Below are 21,230 nucleotides of genomic sequence, written 5' to 3' on the forward strand. Positions count from 1 at the left end.
AAACAACACTCCTTATCTCCTCATCAACCTACCAGCAAGGCGAATACGATTCCCGGGCCATGCACACCTATCGTCAGATCATTCTCAATATCCGCTGAACGGCTGGGTCCAGAGATAAAGTGAATACCTGCGGGGAGACCCGATTGTCCCGCTTCATCAAAATCAATAAGCACCTCACCCAGACGAGTCTTCAGCCGTTCGAGCGGAATGATGGCAATTAATGCGGTGGGCAAAAGGCTGACAGAGCGCCCTTTATCCGCAGAAGATAACACTGTAATTGAGCCGGTATAAGCAACTGCATAATCCGCGAGCACAATCCCAATATCAGCTTCCGCCGCCCTAGCTTTCCATGCTTCTTGCATATCCGTATTCCAGACAGATACCCGAGTATTTTCAAGCTCCTCTTCTAATCGAAGTGCCGCAAGCTCAGCTACATTTTGCCGAAGAATATAACGGGCGAGCATCTCACTCGCTTTATTGACGATAAAAGCTTTAGCTTCATCCATCGTTGCCACGCGAAACACATGTCCACCTGCACTTTGAAAATTCGCAGTAAATTGATCGATGCGTTCTTCTGGACTCCACTGGAATTCTTGCCAATAATCTGGAGCGCCGCGAAAAGGATGTGCAGGAGCCGTAGTCGTTCTTGGATGCTTCAAGCGACGAGCGATATCGTTCATGAATACCTGCTGTTTCTCACGAGAATCATGGTCCATACGCTCCAGCCATTCTATGTGCGTTTCCTCAGTCATATCCGGGCTCTCCTTTCAGCTCTTCACGCTTTCGCTTCGCTAATAAATCTTCCATCCGTTTCTGTATCGACGGGTCCATCTCGCGAATATTATTGTCTAACTCCTCCTGCAGCCCTTTCCAGCTCTCGCGGAAGGATTCATCCGCCAGCTTCGGAGCGATCCGATAGTTATTCCAGCCTTTCAGCGGCCCAAGCTTAGACGGAATTCCGCCGTCTCTCACAAGCAGCTTTTGTCCGATTCTGCCTACTTTCATCACATTACTGAATCGCTGTGACTTCGCCATAATCGCACCAAAGCCTTTCATGCCAAGACCTTCCGCTTTGTCTCCGTAACCTCGCTCTACCTTACGCCGACGTAAATAGATAAGCATATCATGCAGAGGGATTTTGACTGGACAAGCTTCATAACACGCACCGCACAGACTTGATGCACCCGCGATATCATCCCATTGATCTACATTTTTGTTTAGCGCTGGGGTCAACACCGCTCCGATCGGTCCACTATAAGTCCCACCATAGGCATGACCGCCAATATGACGGTAGACAGGGCAGGCATTCAGACAGGCTCCACAGCGGATGCAGTTCAGTAGCTCCTGAAATTCTGGATCGCCTAGCTGCTCAGATCGACCATTATCAAGGATAATAATATGCTGCTCTTCCGGCCCGTCCCCGTCATCCCTCCTACGGGGTCCCGAAATACCGGACATATACACTGTTAGCTTCTGGCCAGTTGCTGAACGCGGCAATAACGTAGCCATCACCTCAAGGTCGCTCCAGGAAGGAATAATCCGCTCCATCCCCATCAAAGTGATTTGCGTCTTCGGCAAGGTGGTGACCATACGAGCATTGCCCTCATTCTCGAATAGCACCATGGAACCTGTCTCTGCAATCGCAAAATTGCATCCCGTCATCCCAATATCCGCTTCGAGGAACTTCTCCCGTAGCTTGCGCCGTACAAATCCTGCAAGGATTGTAGTCTCAGGCAAAAGCTCCTCCCCTGCCTCCTTGGACAACAGTTCAGCAATCTGATAGCGGTTTTTATGGATGGCTGGGATAATGATATGAGACGGGGTTTCTCCGGCAAGCTGGATAATATATTCGCCAAGATCTGTCTCAATCGTCTCCACGTCAATGGATTCAAGCGCCGTATTCAAATGCAGCTCCTCAGTCACCATCGATTTTGATTTGACCACGGAAGCCGCTTGTTTCCGCTGCGCAATCTCTAAAGCAATCTTCACTGCCTCTTCACCCGTTGCCGCAAAATGAATATGCGTGCCGTTCGCTCTTGCATTGTCCGCAAATAGATTTAAGTAATAATCCAAATGAGCGATTGTATGCAGGCGAATTTGTCGCCCACGTTCGCGCCATTCTTCCCAGTGCCCATGATCGTTCGCCGCTTTCTGTTTCCCGTCACGCAGTCTTTCCGTAGTAAAGCGAACCGCCTTGCGTAAAAATTCATTATTCAGCGCCAAATCTGCACGCTGTTTTACCGTAGCTGGCTTCACCTTATTCGATTCCGATTTAGTCTGAGCGGCATTCTGACTCATTGTCCACTCACCCCCTCATACAGTAGCTCTGCTAAATGCATGACTCGGACCGGTTTGTGGCGATAACGCAAATTCCCAGCAATGTTCATGAGACAGCCCATATCCAGACCTGTTAAGACTTCAGCTTCCGACTCCAGCACATGATCTGACTTCTCGGTAACCATCGCCCCGGAGATATCAGACATCTTCACGGCAAAGGTTCCGCCAAACCCACAACAGTCCTCAGCAAAAGGTAGTGGTACTAGCTCCATCGCCTTCACATTCTGCATAAGTAACATAGGCTCATCACGAATCCCCAGAATCCGAGTGCCATGACAGGAAGGATGATAGGTAACTTTATGCGGAAATACTGCCCCTAGATCCGTGACGTCAAGCACCTGTACCATAAACTGGCTGAACTCATAGGATTTACGCTGCAAATTCTGCGCCTTGACCAAATTAACCGGATCATCCTGAAACAGTTTCGGGTAATGATGAAGCATCCCGGTGCAAGACCCGGAAGGAGCAATGACAAAGTCACTGTCTTCGAAAGCCTGCAAAATCGTAAGCGCAGCTTGACGTGCCTCATTCCAATAGCCACTATTGTACGCAGGCTGTCCGCAGCAGGTCTGCACTTCGGGAAAATCCAGCTGCACGCCATATCTGGCTAGCAGACGTGCCATTGCTTCTCCGACCTTTGGGTACACAGCATCACTGATGCAAGTAATAAACATCGATACCTTCATGTCTTCACCTCCTGCAACACTATTATCTACACGGTTGTTATTGCGATGTTCAGCTCCTGTAGCTGCTTTAGCTGTTCTGTGGCAGGGCTGTAATCCGTTATTACAACATCCAGTTCACTAGTCGTGGCAACATGTGTGAACGCTTGAATTCCGAATTTGCTGGAGTCACAAAGTAGGATCACCTGCTCCGCAATAGAAATCATCTTTCGCTTTACCATCGCTTGCAGCTCATTCGATTCACTGGCGCCGCGTTCGAGATGAAATCCTTTGCAGGAAAAAAACATCTTATCCACGTGATACAACTCAAGCGAACGCTCGGCTAAATGACCAACAAAGGACATCGATCTTCGGCTCAGCTGACCGCCAGTTGAGATCACATCTATTCGTTCCTTCCCACTTAACTCCGCAGCTACCTTAATAGAATTAGTCAGTACAGTTAGTGGCATATCCGGCAAATGTGAGGCCATATACCATGCAGTTGTGCTAGCATCCAGCAAAATTCGATCTCCCGGCTTTATCATCAGCACTGCTTCACGAGCAATCTGCTGCTTCTCCGCTGCGTTCATAATTTCACGTTCAGCATAGGGCGTCTCTGGCTGACGATCACGCAGACTGACTGCACCGCCGTGCGAGCGTAGCAGCCTCCCCGCCTTTTCCAAGCGATCAAGATCACGGCGGATGGTCTCCTCCGTCACTTGGCATAATGTACTCAGTTCCGAGACACGAATGCTGCCACGTTCATTCACTAGTTCTACGATTCTTTCATATCTGTCTGCAATCAGCATGGCTTCCCTCCGTTATATCTATCTATATTCCATCTTCCACTTATCTAGTAAAAGCTGCCGGCACTCCACCATCAATCGTCAGCATGCAGCCCGTCGTCTTCTCTGACTTGGATGAAGCGAAAAAAGCAACGCCTTCAGCAATATCACGAGGATAAATATTTACAAGCAGTGTTGTACGTTTACGATAATGTTCCTCTAGTTGATCCGGTTCAATCCCGTAAGCAGCCGCCCGTTCATTCCGCCAGTTCGAATTCCAAATCGCTGAGCCTTGTAGAATGGCATCCGGCAAAATGGTATTGGCGCGAATACCGAACTCTCCACCTTCAGCTGCAATACAGCGAGCCAAATGTGCTTCTAGTGCTTTGGCAGAACTGTAAGCCGATACGCTCTTTCCAGCAAATATGGAGTTCTTAGAACCAATAAATACCATGCTACCGCCGATTTTTTGCTCCTTCATCACCTTGAAGGCTTCGCGTGCAACGAGGAAATAACCAGTTCCTAGCACGGAAATGTTCAAGTTCCACTCTTTTAATGAAGTCTCATCAAAAGGACTGGAAGTCGCAAGCCCAGCATTGTTAACAATAATATCTACTCCGCCATAAATAAGTGCTGTTTCCGCATAAGCTGCGGTAACTTGCTCCTCCTGCGTTACATCCATTTTAACAGCGAACGCACGATTCTCACCGTATTTATCGTTAATCTCCTCGGCAATTTTCTGAGCACCCTCCAGATTGAGATCTGCCAGCACAACATGCGCCCCTTCGGACACTAGACGACGAGCAGTTTCGCTCCCGATTCCTCCAGCTCCACCAGTAATAAACGCAACCTTACGCGAGAATTCTGCTTCTGCTGGTGCCAGCGATAATTTATATAATTCCAAAGGCCAATATTCCACATTGTATGATTCGTTCTCACTTAGAGAGACGAAATCTCCCAGTGCGGTAGCTCCGCGCATAACAGCAATCGCCCGGTGATACAAGGCACCGCTAATTTTGGAGTTGCTCCAGCTTTTGCCCGTATTAATCATTCCCACTCCGGGAATCAGAATCACACGCGGTGCGGCTTCGAACATTACATCTCCCTCATGCTTATTGCGATCGAAGTACGCTTTATACTGCTCTTTGTATGTGGTAATCGCTTCGTTCAGCTTCGTCTTCAAACCATCAATATCACTGGCATTTGGTTCCCAATTCACAAATAGTGGCAGCATTTTGGTATGTACCAAATGATCCGGACAGGCTGCACCTACACTGGATAATTTCTCCGAGTTAACTCCACCTACAAAACGCAGGACATCCTCTGCATCATCGAAGGTCAGTATCATTTTACGTTCATCACTAACTGCGCCTCTGATCAACGGCATTACAGCCGCCGCGACAGCCCGCCGCTCTTTTGCCGAAAGCGCTTCCGATTTACGGCCCCCGAACAGGTTCTCATCTTCAATTCTATCTTCGATGTAACGCTCAGCTTCATTAATGATAGAGATCGTCTTAGCGTAACAAGCTTCCGGCGTATCTCCCCAAGTTACCAGACCATGCTTCTCCATCAACACCAATTCTGCTTGTGGATTAGCAAGTACGCCCTCAGCAATCATTTTGGATAAAGTGAAACCTGGACGGATGTAAGGCACCCATACGAAACGGTCTCCATAAATTTCCCGCGCAATATCCTTACCGTTATGAGCACAGCATAAGCTGATAATCGCATCTGGATGCGTATGATCTACATGTTTGAATGGTAAAAAGGCATGAAGCAGCGTCTCAATAGAAGCACGTGGATGCTTAGGATCAATCATACAGTTCGCGAGGTAGGCCACCATTTCCTCATCAAGCATTTCCTCCCGCTCGAACAAAGGAGCAATATCCTGAAGCCGCAATCCTGTAAAATTCCCTGCTTTCATTGTAGCTAGGTCAGATCCGCTACCTTTTACCCACATGACCTCAACCTCACGACCACGGAAATCTATTTCTATCGTTTTGCTAGAGGTATTCCCTCCTCCAAAATTGCAGACCCTGCGGTCTTCGCCCAGCAGATTGGAGCGGAACACTAATGCATCCAATCCCCCGTTTATTTCCGTTTCCCGAGATGAATCCCATAAGTTTTGTACCATTTGTGAATACCTCCGTTTTTGAATGTTTATTTTCCTGTTTATTTTTCTTTGTTTTGATTTTAATCTATTTGTTTGTGTTTGAATAGAGCGTTTTCAACAAAATTTAAAATTTATTTCACAATTTAGACGAATCTCCATGGCGTGCACTGCAAGTTTTTTTGTAAAAGACAAAAAAGAGCTGCCCATTAGCAACTCCATCAGCAACTCCTTATCCCGCTATTCATCACGCCAGCTATAGACTAACCCAGTAGTTACATTTTTCATCCTCAATGCCGGTTAATATTCCCTTATTCGCTTCAATAACCTTTCTCGAAGATACGTTGTTCGGCTCACAAGTCAGCATGACCTCATTAATCCCCCTATCCGCAGCTCTTTTTAGCAGCTCTGCTAACATCATTGTGCCATAACCCTTTCCTCGTTCACTCGGTCTGATGCTATACCCGATATGTCCACCTGACTTTCTTAATTGATCATTTAAGGCATGTCTTAGTTTGCCAACACCAACAGGATAAGAGTCAATCACTAACCAATAGTTGGTTTGTGGGACATAGTTTGGTAGAAGATTATCACCTCGTGAAAGAGCTATCCGCCCCCTGATGAAATCAGGAAATTCACTGTAAACCATATCAAAACCATTGTTAACGAATCCATTCTCTCCCGGACCGATCTCCGCAATCATCTCAAAAATATCACGATCATCTGATAAACTCGCTTCCTTTAGTTCAATTAGCATCCTTAGCGCCCCCTCGAACATCATAAATAACTTTCCATATCCTAAAATTTACTGCAAAACAGAACCTTCCGCATTATTTAATTGCATATTCTACAACTAAAAATTAATTTCAACGTTCGCGCCTAGTGGTAAGTGTACTTTGTGCAACTAATCCCCTCCAATCTAGCGATATCCGCTAATTTCCAGAGATATAGTTGTACAGAGTGCATCTATATCGCATTTATGCGCGTAAAGTGGCTATTTAGTTGTACGAAATGCACGTATCAGGCTTCGGGATGGACGTTAGCATCAAAAATCAAAAATTCTGTGTGCCGACTCACCTCCCACCTTCTTTTTCACAGTAATGTTTCTATTTCTTTCTCCCCCTTGCGAACTCTCGTAGTATACTAATTGGAATGTTTATTTTGGATATGGAGGTCTGTGATGGTAAATAGCTTTAAGAATACCAAGGCGCAAGAACGAGTGTGGCAATCCTATCAGCAGCTTGTTGAGCAGTGGCCCACTCCACTTGAGGAAATCGATATTCCTACCTCATATGGACTGACACATTGCATCCTTGCTGGTCAAAAGAGTAATCCACCTTTACTCCTGCTCCATGGTGTTGGCGATAACTCGGCGGTCATGTGGATCTTAAACATTGAGGAATTATCGAAGCATTTTTATTGCATTGCTATTGATACTTTAGGCGGACCTGGTAAAAGCATACCTAATGAGCATTTTAACAAACAGAATTTTGAGCAAGTGGCATGGATTAACGAAATAGCGACACATCTGAGGGTTGACGTCTTTAATCTCGCGGGTGTGTCCAATGGCGCCTATATTGCTTTTAATTATGCGACCAAGCAACCGGACAAAGTGAACCGTGTCGTTTGTTTGGAGGGTGGAATGATTAATGCACCGATTAAAGCCATGATCCAAACCTTAATGATGATGTTCCCGGAGATTCTGATTCCAACGGATCGCAATTTACTGAAAGTGCTGAAGAAGTTAAGCGCCCCTAACTCCCCTTTATTTGACAACCATCCAGTATTAGCTGCTCATCTGATCCTTTTAATGCGCACTCATAATCAGCAAGCTATGTTTGTGCATAAGCTTCATCCGTATGATCAAAACGCCGCAGTCGCAGTTAGAGACAAGCTCTATTTTCTAGTTGGAGAACACGCGCTAAAGCAATCGAAGGATTTCATAAATATTTTAGAAGCTGGGAAGTTCTATTACCAAGTCATCCCCCATGCGGGACACGGCATTAATCACGAGCAACCGGATAGAATAAACACTGAGATCATCAATTTCCTGACAAACGATAAGGATAAATCACTTGCATCCAGATGAAAGCGCTACTATTATGTTTGTAATTACACATACCTATCTTAGATAAGGAGATGATTACCATCAGATACGGAACATTAGCGCATACATTTGGTTGTTTACCCCTCAAATCGTTGACAGCAACGCTTCAGAATTATGATATCGATTTTGTTCAACTTGCTTTATCCAAAGCTATTCAGGACATCAACACCTCCACAGGTAAATTAAGTCCAGGCCTCGCAAACTATATTGGTGAACAATTTGAAAGAGCAGGTATACGTATCGGCGTGTTAGGCTGTTACATCAATCCCATTCATCCAGATCCTGTTATCCGGAGATTAGAAATAGATCGCTTCAAAGAACATCTTCGGTATGCCCGCCAATTCGGCGCCCCAATGGTGGCTACGGAGACGGGCGCTCTGACTACTTTCCAAGCACAAGACCCGCTCCATTACGAAGACATCGGCTGGGATATTTTAAGGGAAACTGTACAAGAGCTTGCGGAAGAAGCTGAAAAATGGGGTGTTTTTCTGGGATTGGAGGGTGTCTGCACACATACTCTTTCTACACCAGACAAGATGCGCCGCATCTTAGATGAAATTCCCTCAGGCAATATTGGTGTAGTCTTGGATCCATGCAATTTTATTGGTGACGCTGTAGATATGCAGGATCAAATTGTTGATGACGCCTTCAGGTTGTTCGGGGATCGGATCATTTTGGCGCATTTAAAAGACATCTATCAAGATGGAGAGAGAACTTACCACGGTAAGGCTGGTGGAGGGCATTTCCATACTGAAGCTTTCCTGAGCAAACTCCAGCAATTTAAGCCCATGATCGACGTATCTTTAGAAGATATAACGAACCTCGAGATTAATGAGACCGTTGCTTTACTAAAGAATATCGCTCTTATGGAAAAAAAATGATTTTTAAACTAGATAAATGGTACCTTTCTAAGCGAGTTGAATAAAATAAGAAACAGAACGATTGAGTAACTTCGTTTGACGATTAAGCCCTAACTTGGAAGGGACGGGATTACCGATGAGATTCACATTCCCTATTCTGACCTTATCACATGGTGGAGCTCAACGCATTCTGGTAGAACTCACCAATGGGCTGACAGCTATGGGGCATCAGGTTACTATCCTCATGCCTGTGGATGGTGTTGTTTCCTATGATGTCCGCTCCACCTTAATCCGCTCCACACATATGTCGCCTAAAGAACAGGACTATCCCCCAGGCGATGTTATTGTTTCTAATTTCCATACAACAGTCCCTACCTCTCAAGCAGCTAGCAATCAAGGAAAAGGAATTCATGTAAGATTATCATTATGTTATGAACCCCCCTTTTTACCAGATAGCTCGCTGTCGTTCCCTTCTTATCATGTCACAGAGCATCTAATTGTTTTATCGCATTGGCAGCAGGAGCTGATTCGTTTAAATCATGGGATCACAGGAAAAATCGTGCCCATTGGCATTAGCTCATCCTTCAAGAATATGAATATCCGTTACAGTCTTCAGGAGCCTTTAAACATAACAGCAATATTAAGAAAAGCAGAACGTGGTTTCTCATGGCACCGTGAGCAAGACTATCTTATAGAGCAACTGGATCATGTGAAAAATCAATGTCCCCATGTAAATATTAACTTTATCAGTCCGCCCGACGAGTTCAATACTTCAGAAGTTCTCCAAAGAATGAAAGCTACTGGCAAATATCGATTCTTCACGCCAGCGAATGATGAAGAGCTCTGTTACCATTACAACGGTGCAGATATCTTTGTTAGTTCTAGTATTTTTGATACGGGTTCTTTGCCGGGGCTTGAAGCCATGCGGTGTGGCGCAGCACTGGTCTGTGTTTATTCAGGTGGAAATATGGAATACGCAAATCACGAGAAGAACTGCCTGCTCTCCTATCGGTACGAGAATCGGCTTGGTGAAGATGTCATCCGCCTAATCCGAGACCCAAACTTAAGAACTAAATTGGCCGCACAAGGTGAAAGATCTTCCCACAAATGGACATGGGCAAATAGTGTCAGGTTATTTGAGCAAGCGGTTAGGGACTTCTTGTTAAAAACTAGACGATCTTAAAAATAGTGAAGGCTACTCTCTCTTACGATAGTTGCCTGGGGAGACGCCATAACGTTCCCGAAATACCCTGTGGAAATAGGTGTAGCTTCCAAACCCCGTCTCCTCTGCTATTCGCTCTAAGGTATAATTGGTGTTGTCCATTAATCGAAGAGCCATAGCAAGCCGAATTTGCCCAGCATATTGCATAATAGAGTAGCCGAATTGAATTTTGAATACATGTACGGCCCTCGTTACACTAATTCCTGCATGGGCAGCTACATCCTTTAATCTGATCTCTGATGTAGCATGCTCCTCTACATAACTCTTCATCTTAAGCCCGTGTAGCAGTGAGGCTGATGATGATGCAGGTGCTTCTTCCATAGCCCGATCTAACAGCAGGCATAGCGCTTTAAACAGCGCCTCAAGTATTTCAGGGCTCCCCCCATCTAATCTTCTATTCTCCAGATCAAGCTGTTGCCATATACTTTGCAGTTTGCCGTCATCCGCAATTCTAACCTTCTTCGGTCTTTCGCGCAGGTTCCACCACTGATCTACCCATTCCCCTGTACACATTACAAAATAGTCCACACTATGTCCCAGCTTACTCTTCTTTTCGCCGATTCTCAGATCATATATATCTTGAGGCTTAAATAATAACAGATCACCAGGCACCACGGTTACCATGTCTCCATCGATCAGTACTTCACACTCTCCTTCTGCTTGCAGCCTTATGATATAGGTATCCAGCCCACTACGATATAATTGCCGAAAAGGCTGAGTATGGCGAATAAAGCCGCATAGGCTTATTTGGACACTATTAGTTTCCATAGCATTCACTCCTCTTCCCTAAGTAGTCGATGACCAGATTGTTGAGGTTCTTAGCCATATTGTTTCTTCAAAGAACAGTGAATCTCCTTCTATAATAAAGACAGAATTTATATGTACAGGAGGTTACCAACCACTATGAGTAAAATTGTTCGCGTCATTCAAACAGCAAAAGAAACTACCGACCGACTAACAGAAAAAGACCCTCTGATCTTCCTCCCCGATACGTCAGGCGTCGAATCAGAGCTCATCAATATTTATGATGATTTGGAGTATCAGGAAATGGAAGGTTTCGGTGGTGCACTTACCGAGGCTTCTGCTGTTACCATCGCTAAACTAAGTGAAGCTAAACAGAAAGAAATCATCGACGCTTATTTTGATCCTAAGGATGGTATTGGATTTACTCTTTGCCGTTCGCATATCCAAAGCTGTGACTTCTCACTGGGCAACTACGCGTATGTAGAAGAAGGCGATGCAGAGCTCCGTTCGTTCGATATTTCCAGAGATCAAGAGTCAATTATCCCCCTAATCAAAAATGCTGCAGCAGCTGTTGGCGAAGATTTCCGTTTGTTCTCTTCTCCTTGGAGTCCACCAGCTTTTATGAAAACGAACGGTCAAATGAACGGTGGTGGAGCTCTTAAGCCTGAATACCGTGAGGCTTGGGCCAACATGTTCGTAAAATATATTCAGGCTTACGCTGCGGAAGGCATCGATATTTGGGCCGTTAGTGTTCAGAACGAAGCAAAGGCTGTACAAATATGGGATTCTTGCCTTTATACTGCCGAAGAAGAAAAAGATTTTGTTCGTGATTACTTGGGACCAGCCTTGGAACAAGCCGGTTTGGCTCATGTAAAGGTTATGATCTGGGATCATAACAAGGAGCGCGTGTATGACCGTGCCAAGGTTGCCTTTGAAGATCAAGAAGCTTCCAAATACATTTGGGGAATTTGCTTCCACTGGTACTCCGGCGATCACTTCGAAGCCCTATCGGCCGTTCATGATCGCTTCCCAGACAAGAAGTTGTTCTTCAGCGAAGGCTGCCAAGAAGGTGGCGTTCATCTCGGCTCATGGAACACAGGCGAACGTTACGGCCATGATATCATTGGCAATCTGAACAATTGGATGTCATGCTGGACAGACTGGAATATTGTGTTGGACGAGCAAGGTGGACCTAACCATGTGGGTAACTTCTGCGATGCTCCAATTATCGGGGATACGAAAAACGATGAAATAATATTTGAGAGCTCCTTCTATTACATCGGACATTTCAGTAAATATATTCGCCCAGGTGCTAAACGAATTGGACATTCCAAATATACAGATAAGCTTGAAACTACAGCTTTCCGTAATCCAGATGGTACTATTGCTGTTATCGTTATGAACCGCACGGAACAAGAGCTTCCTTTCAGCCTGCGCTTCCATAACAGCTTGGCTGAGAACATGATTCCGGCTCATGCTATTCAAACCCTGCTCATTAAATAGAAATTTCGAAAGCAAAAAACACAGCATGTCTCTGAGGGATTGGAGACTTGCTGTGTTTTGTTTTAGTTGAAATAGACCGTGGAAAGGTTCTTATTCTACATTCACATAACGACTGTAAGCATCGGTACGAATTTTAACCAGCTTCTCCAGTCCCATTCCCCGCAGCTGTTTCACATAATCAGCCCAGCCCTCGTCAATTTTACCTGTAATTATAAACTGAGCACGCATTGTATTGACGTAACTATCGATGTCCGTAGTCAAAGCCGGTAGCATCTGAAACTCTTCAGCGGTGTACATTACATCAGGGAAAGGCGGCGTTGTATAATCACTTCCCAGCTTGTCGAGCTGCAGCTTCAGTCCATCTCCGGTTTTTGGGTTAAGCAAGATGGATTTCTCAAACACTGGACTGACATATTTCGGCCCGAAATCCCGGAGTGATTGATCCCAATACCAGGCATCAGCACTGGTACCCATCGGTGGGTCCATTAATGTATAGGAACCATTGACATTTTTCTCAATAACGGTGTCTATCGCTCCCCAGAAATTTTGAATGCTTGCTTCATTGGTATAGAACTGGTCAGCCCAGCGGGCAGCAATCTCTGGATATTTACAAGAAGTAGAAATAAGCAGCTCGTTGCGCTCCAGATTCATTCCATACGGATTTCCTATGGTGTAGCGCTTACCCTCCGGTCCTGCAATCGGGGGAATCGTGATATATTGATCACTCCATTTACCAAACACGGCATCTGGCGTCCACTGATACGAGAATCCTACAATAGGAGCATCCGGATTAAGAAACTTGGCTGATCTCATCGTTTCATCTTGGGTGAATAACTCTTTATCAAGCAACCCGTCAACAAATAATTTATGCTCCCATTTAAGCCCTTCTTTGTATGCCTCTGAAACAGGGTAATATACGGCATTTCCGTCTTGGACAACCATAAAGTTATTGTTCAGATCCGTAATTCCAAAGGGACTGATGAGATCATTACTTACTTCAATAACAGGTATCTCATCCAGTCTTCCATTCCCATTAGGGTCACGTTCTTTAAAAGCTTTTAGCACGTTGTATAGATCATCAATCGTACCCGGAACCTTCAATCCCAATTTATCCAGCCAGGTTTTGTTAATCACGGGTTGGCGCGAGCTTTTAGGGCGTAAAGGTAATCTTGCAGGCAAAGAGTAGATTTTCCCGTCCGGAAAAGTACTGATTTTTTTCAATTCAGGTTCTTCCTGCATGGCTGCTTTGAGGTTAGGCATATACATTTCGATATAGTCATCAAGCGGCCTGAATAAGCTTAAATTATTGACGATATCTGAATCTCCGAAGGTCTCACTCCCTAAAATGATATCTGGAAGTGTACCGCTTGCCAGCAAAATAGACTTACGTTCACTCCAATCATTCGCAGACATCACCTGCCATTCGATTTTGACATTCGTATTTTTTTCCAAATCCTTCAGCCATTGATTCTGTATAAAGTTATCTCCCATGCTTCCCCACCGAACCGTTAGAACCTTCAGCGTCATGGGCTTATCCACGATTGGCAAACCTTCTTTATGAAATTGACCCGGATCAGATTCAACAGAGTTTACCCCTTTATCCCCATTACAGGCTGTAAGGCCAGCAAGCAACGTTGTCACTAAAAGAATGACGGTGATTGTTCTATTGATACTGTTTTTGGGTTGCTTTTTCATTACGGTCTTGCTCCCTCACAAATGTTAGTAGAAAAGCAGAAGAGCTTATTCCTTCACTGCGCCGATCATTACCCCTTGATTAAAGTATTTTTGCACAAATGGGTATACACACATAATTGGAACAGTTGCCACGATAATAACTGAATACCGCATCATATTAGCGAGCCGTAACGCGATTTGTGCGGCTTCTCCGGTCCCCATACCAGACTGCATCTGATTGGTAATCAGAATATTTCGCAGGATCAGCTGCAAAGGATACATATTAGGATTCTTCAAATAAATCAAGGCATTAAAATATGAATTCCAATAACCTACAGCGATCCATAAACCTAACACTGCAATAATAGCCTTCGACAACGGTAGAACGATCTGTGCAAAATAACGGAGATTTCCACAACCATCAATCTGCGCTGCTTCCCATAAATCGCCCGGAATACTAGTCTGGAAAAAAGTTCGTGCCACTATGATATTAAAAACTCCAACTGCGAAAGGCAGTACCATAACCAAGAAAGTATCATAGAGATGGAAATCACGAACCGTTAAAAAAGTAGGAATCAAACCCCCGTTAAAGAACATTGTAAAGATGAAAAACAGCGAAATATATTTCCGCCCCACAAGGTCCTTTCTTGACAACGCATAGGCAGCTGAGATATTAACTACTAAACCGATTGCAGTCCCAACCACCGTGTACAGGATGGTATTCCAATATCCGATCCAAATATTCTCATGACGAAGCAGCTCTTTATAACCATCAAAAGTAAACCCTTTAGGAAATAGCCAAACTTGACCTCCTGCCACCGCGGAAGGATCACTGAACGAAGCAATGACGATAAAATACAGCGGATAGATCAGGATGATTAGAAAAATTGCCGATATTACGTACATCACAATTTCCATTATAGTATCTGATGAGCGATTCTTCTTTATTTTTCCTACATTTCCTTTTGTCGCTGTCTCTAAACCTCCCATTTCAATGCTCCTCCCTTCTACCACAAGCTATTTTCGCTTAATTTTTTAGAAATCTGATTGACCATGATCAATAAAATAAAATTAATGACCGTGTTGAACAGGTTGATCGCCGACGAAAAGCTATACTGACTGCTGAGCAGACCAATTTTGTAGACATATGTAGACAGAATTTCACTTGAAGTGATGTTCAAGTCATTTTGCATCAGATACACCTTTTCAAATCCAACCCCAAGCAGCCCCCCGACCCGCAGGATAAGCAATGTTATCGCTGTTGGCATCAGCATCGGAATATCGATGTAACGAATTTTATGCATCCGACTTGCGCCGTCCACGGTTGCAGCCTCGTACAAACTAGGATCAACAGCAGAGAGAGCAGCGATAAAGATAATACTGTCCCAGCCGACATGCTGCCACACATCCGACCAGACGTACACACTGCTGAATAATCCGGCAGAGCCCATCAGATCAGGAGCTTCTTTCCCAAAAAGACTATATATATTGCCCAGTAGTCCGGTGCTAGGTGAGAACAGAATCATCATTAAGCCCACCATAACTACGGTTGAGATAAAGTGAGGCATATAGGACACCGTCTGAAAAAAACGTCTGAAACGGTTTGGTCTCATCTGGTTAACCATCAACGCAAGTATAATCGGAATCGGAAACGTAATCAGACTGTACACACTGATGATTAGTGTATTTTTAATCGTTGCTGAAAATTGATAGGAATTAAAAAACTTCTCGAAGTATTTGAATCCAGCCCATGGACTTCCGCCAATTCCTAATGCCGGGCTATAATCCTTAAAGGCAATGAGCACCCCATACATGGGTTTATATGCGAACAATAACGTAAGGACTACTGCAGGAAAAAGCAACGTATACAGACCCCAGTTTTGTTTGATTTGTCCGAGTTTCCTACTCAAATGAATTGGATTAGATTTCATAACATCCCCTCCTTATTAAAAATAGAGAATGCTACCCCACAGATTTATGTAGGGCAGCACCTTTTTCGAAAGACGAATAGGTTATTTTACACTCATATAACGACTGTAAGCATCTGTGCGAATTTTAACTAATTTTTCAAGCCCCATTTTATTAAGCTGTTTGACATAATCATCCCAGCCTTCGTCAATTCCGCCTTTGCTAATAAATTGAGCGCGCATTGTATTCACATAACCGTCTATATCCGTGGTCAAGGTTGGCAGCTCCTCGAACTCATCGGAGGTATACATAACGTTAGGGAAAGGTTCTGTTACATATTCACTGCCCAGCTTATCCAGCTGAAGCTTCAGTCCATCTCCACTTTCAGGATTAAGGACAATTTTCTGTTCAAAGGATGGGCTCACATATTTGGGTCCGAAATCTCGAAGAGACTGATCCCAGTACCAGGCATCTGCGCTGGTTCCAGCAGGTGGATCCATCAATGTATAGGTGCTGTCATCATTCTTTTTAATTACAGTTCCAATCGCACCCCAAAAATTCTGAATGCTCGCTTCGTTCGTGTAGAACTGATCTGCCCAACGTGCAGCAACCTCTGGATACTTACTAGACGTAGTAATCAGCAGTTCATTACGGTTAAGATTCATCCCAATAGGATTCCCGATGGTATAACGCTTACCATCCGGTCCGGCAATCGGTGGAATCGTCACATATTGATCGCTCCATTTACCAAACACAGCGTCCGGGGTCCACTGGTAAGTAAAGCCCACAATCGGAGCATCCGGATTTTGGAACTTCGCCGATCTCATCGTATCATCCTGAGTGAATACTTCTTTATCTAACAAACCTTCCGCATACAATTTATTTTCCCATTTGAGTCCTTCTTTGAACGCCTCCGAAACAGGGAAATAGATCGCTTTTCCGTCCTTGATAATCATATTGTTGTTATTCAAGTCGGCAATTCCGAAAGGACTGATCAAGTCATTCCCAATTTCAATAAAAGGAATCTCATCTTTTTTGCCATTTCCGTTTGGATCTTGTTCCTTGAAAGCTTTAAGTACGTTGTATAACTCATCAATCGTTTCAGGAGTCTTCAGACCCAATTTATCGAGCCAAGTTTTGTTAATCACAGGCTGACGAGAGCTTTTAGGACGCGATGGAAGTCTTGTTGGCAGTGAATAGATTTTCCCGTCAGGAAAAGTGCTGATTTTTTTCAACTCAGGCGTTTCTTCCATGGCCGCTTTAAGATTTGGCATATTTTTTTCAATATAATCATCTAACGGCCGGAAAAAGCTTAGATTATTAACGATATCGGAATCTCCGAAGGTTTGATTTCCGAGGATAATATCTGGAAGTGTACCGCTAGCCAGCAGAATGGACTTCTGTTCGGCCCAATCATTGGAGGACATCACTTGCCATTCGATTTTGACATTTGTATTTTTTTCAAGATCCTTCAGCCATTGATTCTGCGTAAACGTGTCTCCCATGCTTCCCCAACGTACGGTCAGCACCTTAAGTGTTACAGGCTCATTAACAATTGGCAGACCTTCTTTGTTGTAACTGCTCGTCTCACTAGTTGCAGCATTATTCCCGTCTTTTCCGCCGCAGCCAGCAATACCAAATACCATAGCAGCCGCCAGCAGACCCACAGTCCATTTCTTTGCCGTCTTTTGCTTACTGTCTTGGCTCATCCTCTTAATCCCCCATTTCAATTAATCAAAGTTCATCGGAATAGCTTAATCATAGCTTCTTATTTTTTCGTATTCCGGACTCTTTAAGACGGTTATCCAGACCTTTGAATTCGCTTACAAAATCAAATATCCTCGCTTGAAGAGACTTAATAACAGTATCCCGACTTCTGTATGTGCTTTCCGGACTTTGCGGTAAATCGCTAGTGAGTTCTCCTGTATTTTTCCTGCAGAGGTCTTATAATGATTTTATGAACAAAAAAACAGCGGAACACAAAACCTACCCCATTCGTCATTATATAAAAGTCATGATGGCGGTCTCGTTCACAGTCCTCATTCTGGATTTAGCGATCAGCATTACTTCCATTTCTATCGTTAAGCAGCAGTCCACTCGAAATTTACAGGATACTGCGGCACTCTACATTAATCGCATCAATCATGATTTTGCCTACATTAATCACTATATGGGCTGGACGCTCGGGAACGATGAGAGCTTGCTTGCGATGAATACTTACGGGGTCAACAGTATCGAGTTCTTGAAAGCAAATGATAATCTGCATAAACGCTTTACCGAGCTGCAAAAAAACTACGGACATGAGTACAACTTTTTTTACTATTTGAAAAATGAGAACTACTTTTTAAATTGTGCACCGATCAGTGTGACCTATACAGATTACAGGCAGCTCAAAACGAAGATTATTTCTTATATTGATGATAAGGAGATGTATGAGAAGTTTTATTCCAAATGGACGCCAATCCTTGTTAACAACCATTACTACGTGATTAATATCGTTCCCTATTACAATCGTTATTTAATTGGACTGATCTCCGCCGATAATTTGATCCGCCCTTTACGCCAAATTAATCTGGGTGCTAATGGTTATGTTTCTCTAGTAGATGAGAATGAACAGCCTTTATCAAGTCCCATATCGAACAGCGGAAAGCTGATAACGGAAAAGGGAGGCTTCTCTAATCTTTTGCAATCGCGTACAACCATCAACAGCGCCTTCTCGGACACCACTTTCAGCACCAAAATGGTCATAAAATATGGCATATTTGAAAAAATAATCATTGCTCAGCTGCTTATAATGTTACTCTTCTTCATTGTGACGTCCACTTTATGCATCGTTCTGCTGTTTTTCAAGAAAAGAGTACTAGGCCCGATTCAAAGCTTCTCTGAGAACCTTGCTTCAATTAATGAGGCTGGGCAACCCGCAGATTTCAAAAGCAGTGAGATTATAGAGCTGGAACAAGCAAACACACAGTTCAAAGATTTAGTTGAACAAATCAAAACCTTCAAAATCACTATGTACGAGCAGGAACTGGAGAAGCAGCGGATACAACTGGATTATATGAAGCTACAGATCAAGCCCCACTTTTTCTTGAATTGCCTGACTAGCATCTATAGCATGGCCCAAATTGAAATGTATAAAGAAATTGAGAATATGACGTTGTCTACGTCGAAATATTTCCGTTATATTTTTCAAAATGGTGAGAATTTTGTCCGGCTGGAGGATGAAATCGAGCATGTCCGAACCTATCTGGAGATTCAAAAGCAACGTTATCAGGATGCATTTATTTACACTATTGAGCAAGAGGATCAGGCAAGCTGTGTAGAAATTCCGCCATTAGTGCTGCAAACCTTCATTGAAAATTCTATTAAATATGCGATTTCACGAGAACATGTAGTAGAGATCAGGCTTACAGTCCAGCGACTACGGATTGAAGAGGAAGATATGCTCGTTATCCAGCTCACCGACACCGGTCCCGGTTTTCCACCGCAAGTGTTAGAGAAGCTTAATCTTGGTGAGCCCTTGGATCAAAGCAACGGTATGCAGATCGGCATTATGAATACGCTTAAACGACTGGAATATCTCTATTTAAAAAGAGCAACTATCACCTTTTCCAATTTGGGGAGCGGCGGCGCTAGTGTAATCTTATCTCTTCCGGAGCTTCCTAAAAAATCTAAATGAATGGAGAGCTAACTATGAATGTACTGCTTGTTGATGATGATTTTTATGTTATCGCTGCATTGCAAAAGAGAATTGATTGGGAATCGTTACACATTGATACGGTCTATACAGCAAATAATGTCGCTCAGGCACGTGAAATAATAGAAAAGCATTCTATTCAAATTCTGATTTCGGATATTGAAATGCCTCAGGGTAGCGGATTGGAATTACTGGCATGGATTCGCGAAGGGAATTATAGTATTCAGACTATACTTCTTACTAATTATGCCGATTTCAACTATGCGCAGAAAGCGATTGAATTGCAAAGCTTTGAATATTTTCTAAAGCCCATCGAATTTGATAAGCTGATGCTGATTATCCACAAGGCTGTCACACAGGCAAAAGAGCAGCAAAGAAATGAAAAAGCCATTCAAGGCGGTTACTTTTGGCAAAAAAACCAGGCGAAGATTCTCGAACATTTTTGGCGTAAGCTGGTTAGTGGAAGCACATCATTTCCGATTAAATTAGCGGACATTACCCTTGCCATTGAGGAACAGAACCTTTCCTATCAAATGAGCGACACTCTGCAGCCTTTAATCTTCAACCTATTTCCATACAACGGTAGTATGGGAAAAGAAGAGAAGGATCTTTTTGATTTTGCCCTGCTGAACGTATTATACGAATTGTTACGGAGTCCTTGCTTTACCATCGAGAGCATTCTGGAATATAAAGATTATAATTGGATCGCTTTATTAAAATGGAACCAGACACCAGACACGCCCTTGCTTGAAGAATTATGCTCTTCCTTTATTCAAAAGGCGATTCCATATTTAAAATGCGACGTCTGCTGCAATATTGGTTTATCCGATAAACTGACTCATGTGGGGAATGTTCTGAAACAATCGCTTCGCATGGATGAGGAAATTACGAGATGCAGAAATCAGACTTTTTTAGTGGAAGCCTACCTCTATCAAAATAAAACAGGCTATACACCACCGGATCTTGCCTATTTGGAAGAGCTCCTGAACCAGAATCAATTCACTACTTTTCTTGAGGAAGTTACGAAATCTCTAAGGGTTATGCTTAACAATAGAACACTGGAGACCTCTGTCCTTAGCTTGTTCCGCTTAGATATTGTTCAGCTGGTCTATTCATTTCTCAACCTCAAAGGGATACGGTCACACAAACTTTACTCCGGCAAAACTAACGATAAATTATCCTTGCACTCTTTGAACTCGATTGAGGATATGGAAGAATATCTTAAATATCTAGTGACTACAGCCATGAAATACCGTGAGTTTGCCGCACAGACCAAATCCGTCGCAGAGGAAATCAAACAATACATTCATTCGCACTACGGTGACGATCTATCGCGAAATGATTTGGCCGAAATTGTCTACCTCAATCCTGATTATCTGGCAAGAATATTCAAACGAGAAACTGGTGTTTCATTAGGCAGCTACGTCATCCAAGTCAGAATCGCGGCTGCAAAGCATCTTTTGGAATCCACAAATATGTCTGTTTATACAGTCGCAAACAAGGTTGGCTATAACAACTACTCCTACTTCTCTAAGCTGTTTAAGCAAGAGGTCGGACTCCCTCCCAACGATTACAAAAAAGAACAACAATATAATCCAGCATATTAAAAAGAGGGATTATG

Annotated in this window: 17 protein-coding genes; 6 read left to right on the plus strand and 11 right to left on the minus strand. The window is 43.7% G+C overall.

Annotated features, from left to right (window positions below; translation table 11 throughout):
- Window positions 1-23 precede the first annotated feature (23 nt).
- The 6 genes from CA600_RS10535 to CA600_RS10560 all read right to left on the minus strand — a co-directional run bounded on the left by CA600_RS10535 (window position 24) and on the right by CA600_RS10560 (window position 6,651).
- Window positions 24-752, minus strand: a complete 729-nt coding sequence (locus CA600_RS10535) for a LutC/YkgG family protein (RefSeq protein WP_094870145.1) — start codon at window positions 750-752, stop codon at window positions 24-26.
- On the minus strand, window positions 745-2,298 hold the full coding sequence (locus CA600_RS10540; RefSeq protein WP_094870146.1) for a LutB/LldF family L-lactate oxidation iron-sulfur protein: 1,554 nt from the start codon (window positions 2,296-2,298) through the stop codon (window positions 745-747). Before CA600_RS10540 ends, CA600_RS10535 begins: the two co-directional genes overlap by 8 nt.
- Complete coding sequence (locus CA600_RS10545) at window positions 2,295-3,023, minus strand: (Fe-S)-binding protein (protein ID WP_094870147.1); 729 nt, start codon at window positions 3,021-3,023, stop codon at window positions 2,295-2,297. Before CA600_RS10545 ends, CA600_RS10540 begins: the two co-directional genes overlap by 4 nt.
- 26 nt (window positions 3,024-3,049) lie before the next feature.
- Window positions 3,050-3,808, minus strand: coding sequence for a DeoR/GlpR family DNA-binding transcription regulator (locus tag CA600_RS10550; protein WP_094870148.1), 759 nt, complete (start codon window positions 3,806-3,808; stop codon window positions 3,050-3,052).
- A gap of 40 nt (window positions 3,809-3,848) precedes the next feature.
- Window positions 3,849-5,918 carry a bifunctional aldolase/short-chain dehydrogenase gene (locus CA600_RS10555; protein WP_094870149.1) on the minus strand — a complete coding sequence of 690 codons (2,070 nt, stop codon included), beginning with the start codon at window positions 5,916-5,918 and terminating at the stop codon, window positions 3,849-3,851.
- 232 nt (window positions 5,919-6,150) lie between these two features.
- Window positions 6,151-6,651, minus strand: a complete 501-nt coding sequence (locus CA600_RS10560; RefSeq protein ID WP_094870150.1) for a GNAT family N-acetyltransferase — start codon at window positions 6,649-6,651, stop codon at window positions 6,151-6,153.
- A 423-nt stretch (window positions 6,652-7,074) separates the two neighbouring features.
- Here CA600_RS10560 and CA600_RS10565 point away from each other — a divergent pair, with 423 nt between their 5' ends.
- The 3 genes from CA600_RS10565 (at window position 7,075) to CA600_RS10575 (ending at window position 10,044) form a co-directional block, all read left to right on the plus strand.
- On the plus strand, window positions 7,075-7,983 hold the full coding sequence (locus CA600_RS10565; protein ID WP_094870151.1) for an alpha/beta fold hydrolase: 909 nt from the start codon (window positions 7,075-7,077) through the stop codon (window positions 7,981-7,983).
- Between the two features lie 50 nt (window positions 7,984-8,033).
- Entirely contained in the window at window positions 8,034-8,882 is an 849-nt protein-coding gene (locus CA600_RS10570) for a sugar phosphate isomerase/epimerase family protein (RefSeq protein ID WP_094870152.1), read from the plus strand.
- Between the two features lie 115 nt (window positions 8,883-8,997).
- On the plus strand, window positions 8,998-10,044 hold the full coding sequence (locus CA600_RS10575) for a glycosyltransferase family 4 protein (RefSeq protein ID WP_094870153.1): 1,047 nt from the start codon (window positions 8,998-9,000) through the stop codon (window positions 10,042-10,044).
- A 12-nt stretch (window positions 10,045-10,056) separates the two neighbouring features.
- Here CA600_RS10575 and CA600_RS10580 read toward each other — a convergent pair whose 3' ends face one another.
- A complete protein-coding gene (locus tag CA600_RS10580; RefSeq protein WP_094870154.1) occupies window positions 10,057-10,851 on the minus strand; it encodes an AraC family transcriptional regulator in 795 nt (264 codons plus the stop codon).
- 135 nt (window positions 10,852-10,986) lie between these two features.
- Between CA600_RS10580 and CA600_RS10585 the strand changes: the two genes are divergently transcribed.
- Window positions 10,987-12,330 carry a glycoside hydrolase family 30 protein gene (locus tag CA600_RS10585; protein WP_094870155.1) on the plus strand — a complete coding sequence of 448 codons (1,344 nt, stop codon included), beginning with the start codon at window positions 10,987-10,989 and terminating at the stop codon, window positions 12,328-12,330.
- A 90-nt stretch (window positions 12,331-12,420) separates the two neighbouring features.
- Here the strand turns inward: CA600_RS10585 and CA600_RS10590 are convergent, their stop codons facing one another.
- From CA600_RS10590 to CA600_RS10605, 4 genes are all read right to left on the minus strand, one after another.
- Entirely contained in the window at window positions 12,421-14,025 is a 1,605-nt protein-coding gene (locus tag CA600_RS10590; RefSeq protein WP_094870156.1) for an extracellular solute-binding protein, read from the minus strand.
- Between the two features lie 45 nt (window positions 14,026-14,070).
- Window positions 14,071-14,994, minus strand: a complete 924-nt coding sequence (locus tag CA600_RS10595) for a carbohydrate ABC transporter permease (RefSeq protein WP_042187073.1) — start codon at window positions 14,992-14,994, stop codon at window positions 14,071-14,073.
- A 17-nt stretch (window positions 14,995-15,011) separates the two neighbouring features.
- Window positions 15,012-15,935 carry an ABC transporter permease gene (locus CA600_RS10600; protein WP_094870157.1) on the minus strand — a complete coding sequence of 308 codons (924 nt, stop codon included), beginning with the start codon at window positions 15,933-15,935 and terminating at the stop codon, window positions 15,012-15,014.
- An 81-nt stretch (window positions 15,936-16,016) separates the two neighbouring features.
- Window positions 16,017-17,621, minus strand: coding sequence for an extracellular solute-binding protein (locus CA600_RS10605; protein WP_094870158.1), 1,605 nt, complete (start codon window positions 17,619-17,621; stop codon window positions 16,017-16,019).
- A gap of 248 nt (window positions 17,622-17,869) precedes the next feature.
- On the opposite strand from CA600_RS10605, the gene CA600_RS10610 reads away from it, so the two are divergent.
- Window positions 17,870-19,591, plus strand: a complete 1,722-nt coding sequence (locus CA600_RS10610; RefSeq protein WP_094870159.1) for a sensor histidine kinase — start codon at window positions 17,870-17,872, stop codon at window positions 19,589-19,591.
- A gap of 14 nt (window positions 19,592-19,605) precedes the next feature.
- Complete coding sequence (locus CA600_RS10615; RefSeq protein WP_094870160.1) at window positions 19,606-21,216, plus strand: response regulator transcription factor; 1,611 nt, start codon at window positions 19,606-19,608, stop codon at window positions 21,214-21,216.
- The last annotated feature ends 14 nt before the right edge of the window (window positions 21,217-21,230 follow it).

The sequence above is a fragment of the Paenibacillus sp. VTT E-133280 genome, assembly GCF_002264385.1.
In the GTDB taxonomy this organism is placed as follows: Bacteria; Bacillota; Bacilli; order Paenibacillales; family Paenibacillaceae; genus Paenibacillus_AQ; species Paenibacillus_AQ nitricinens.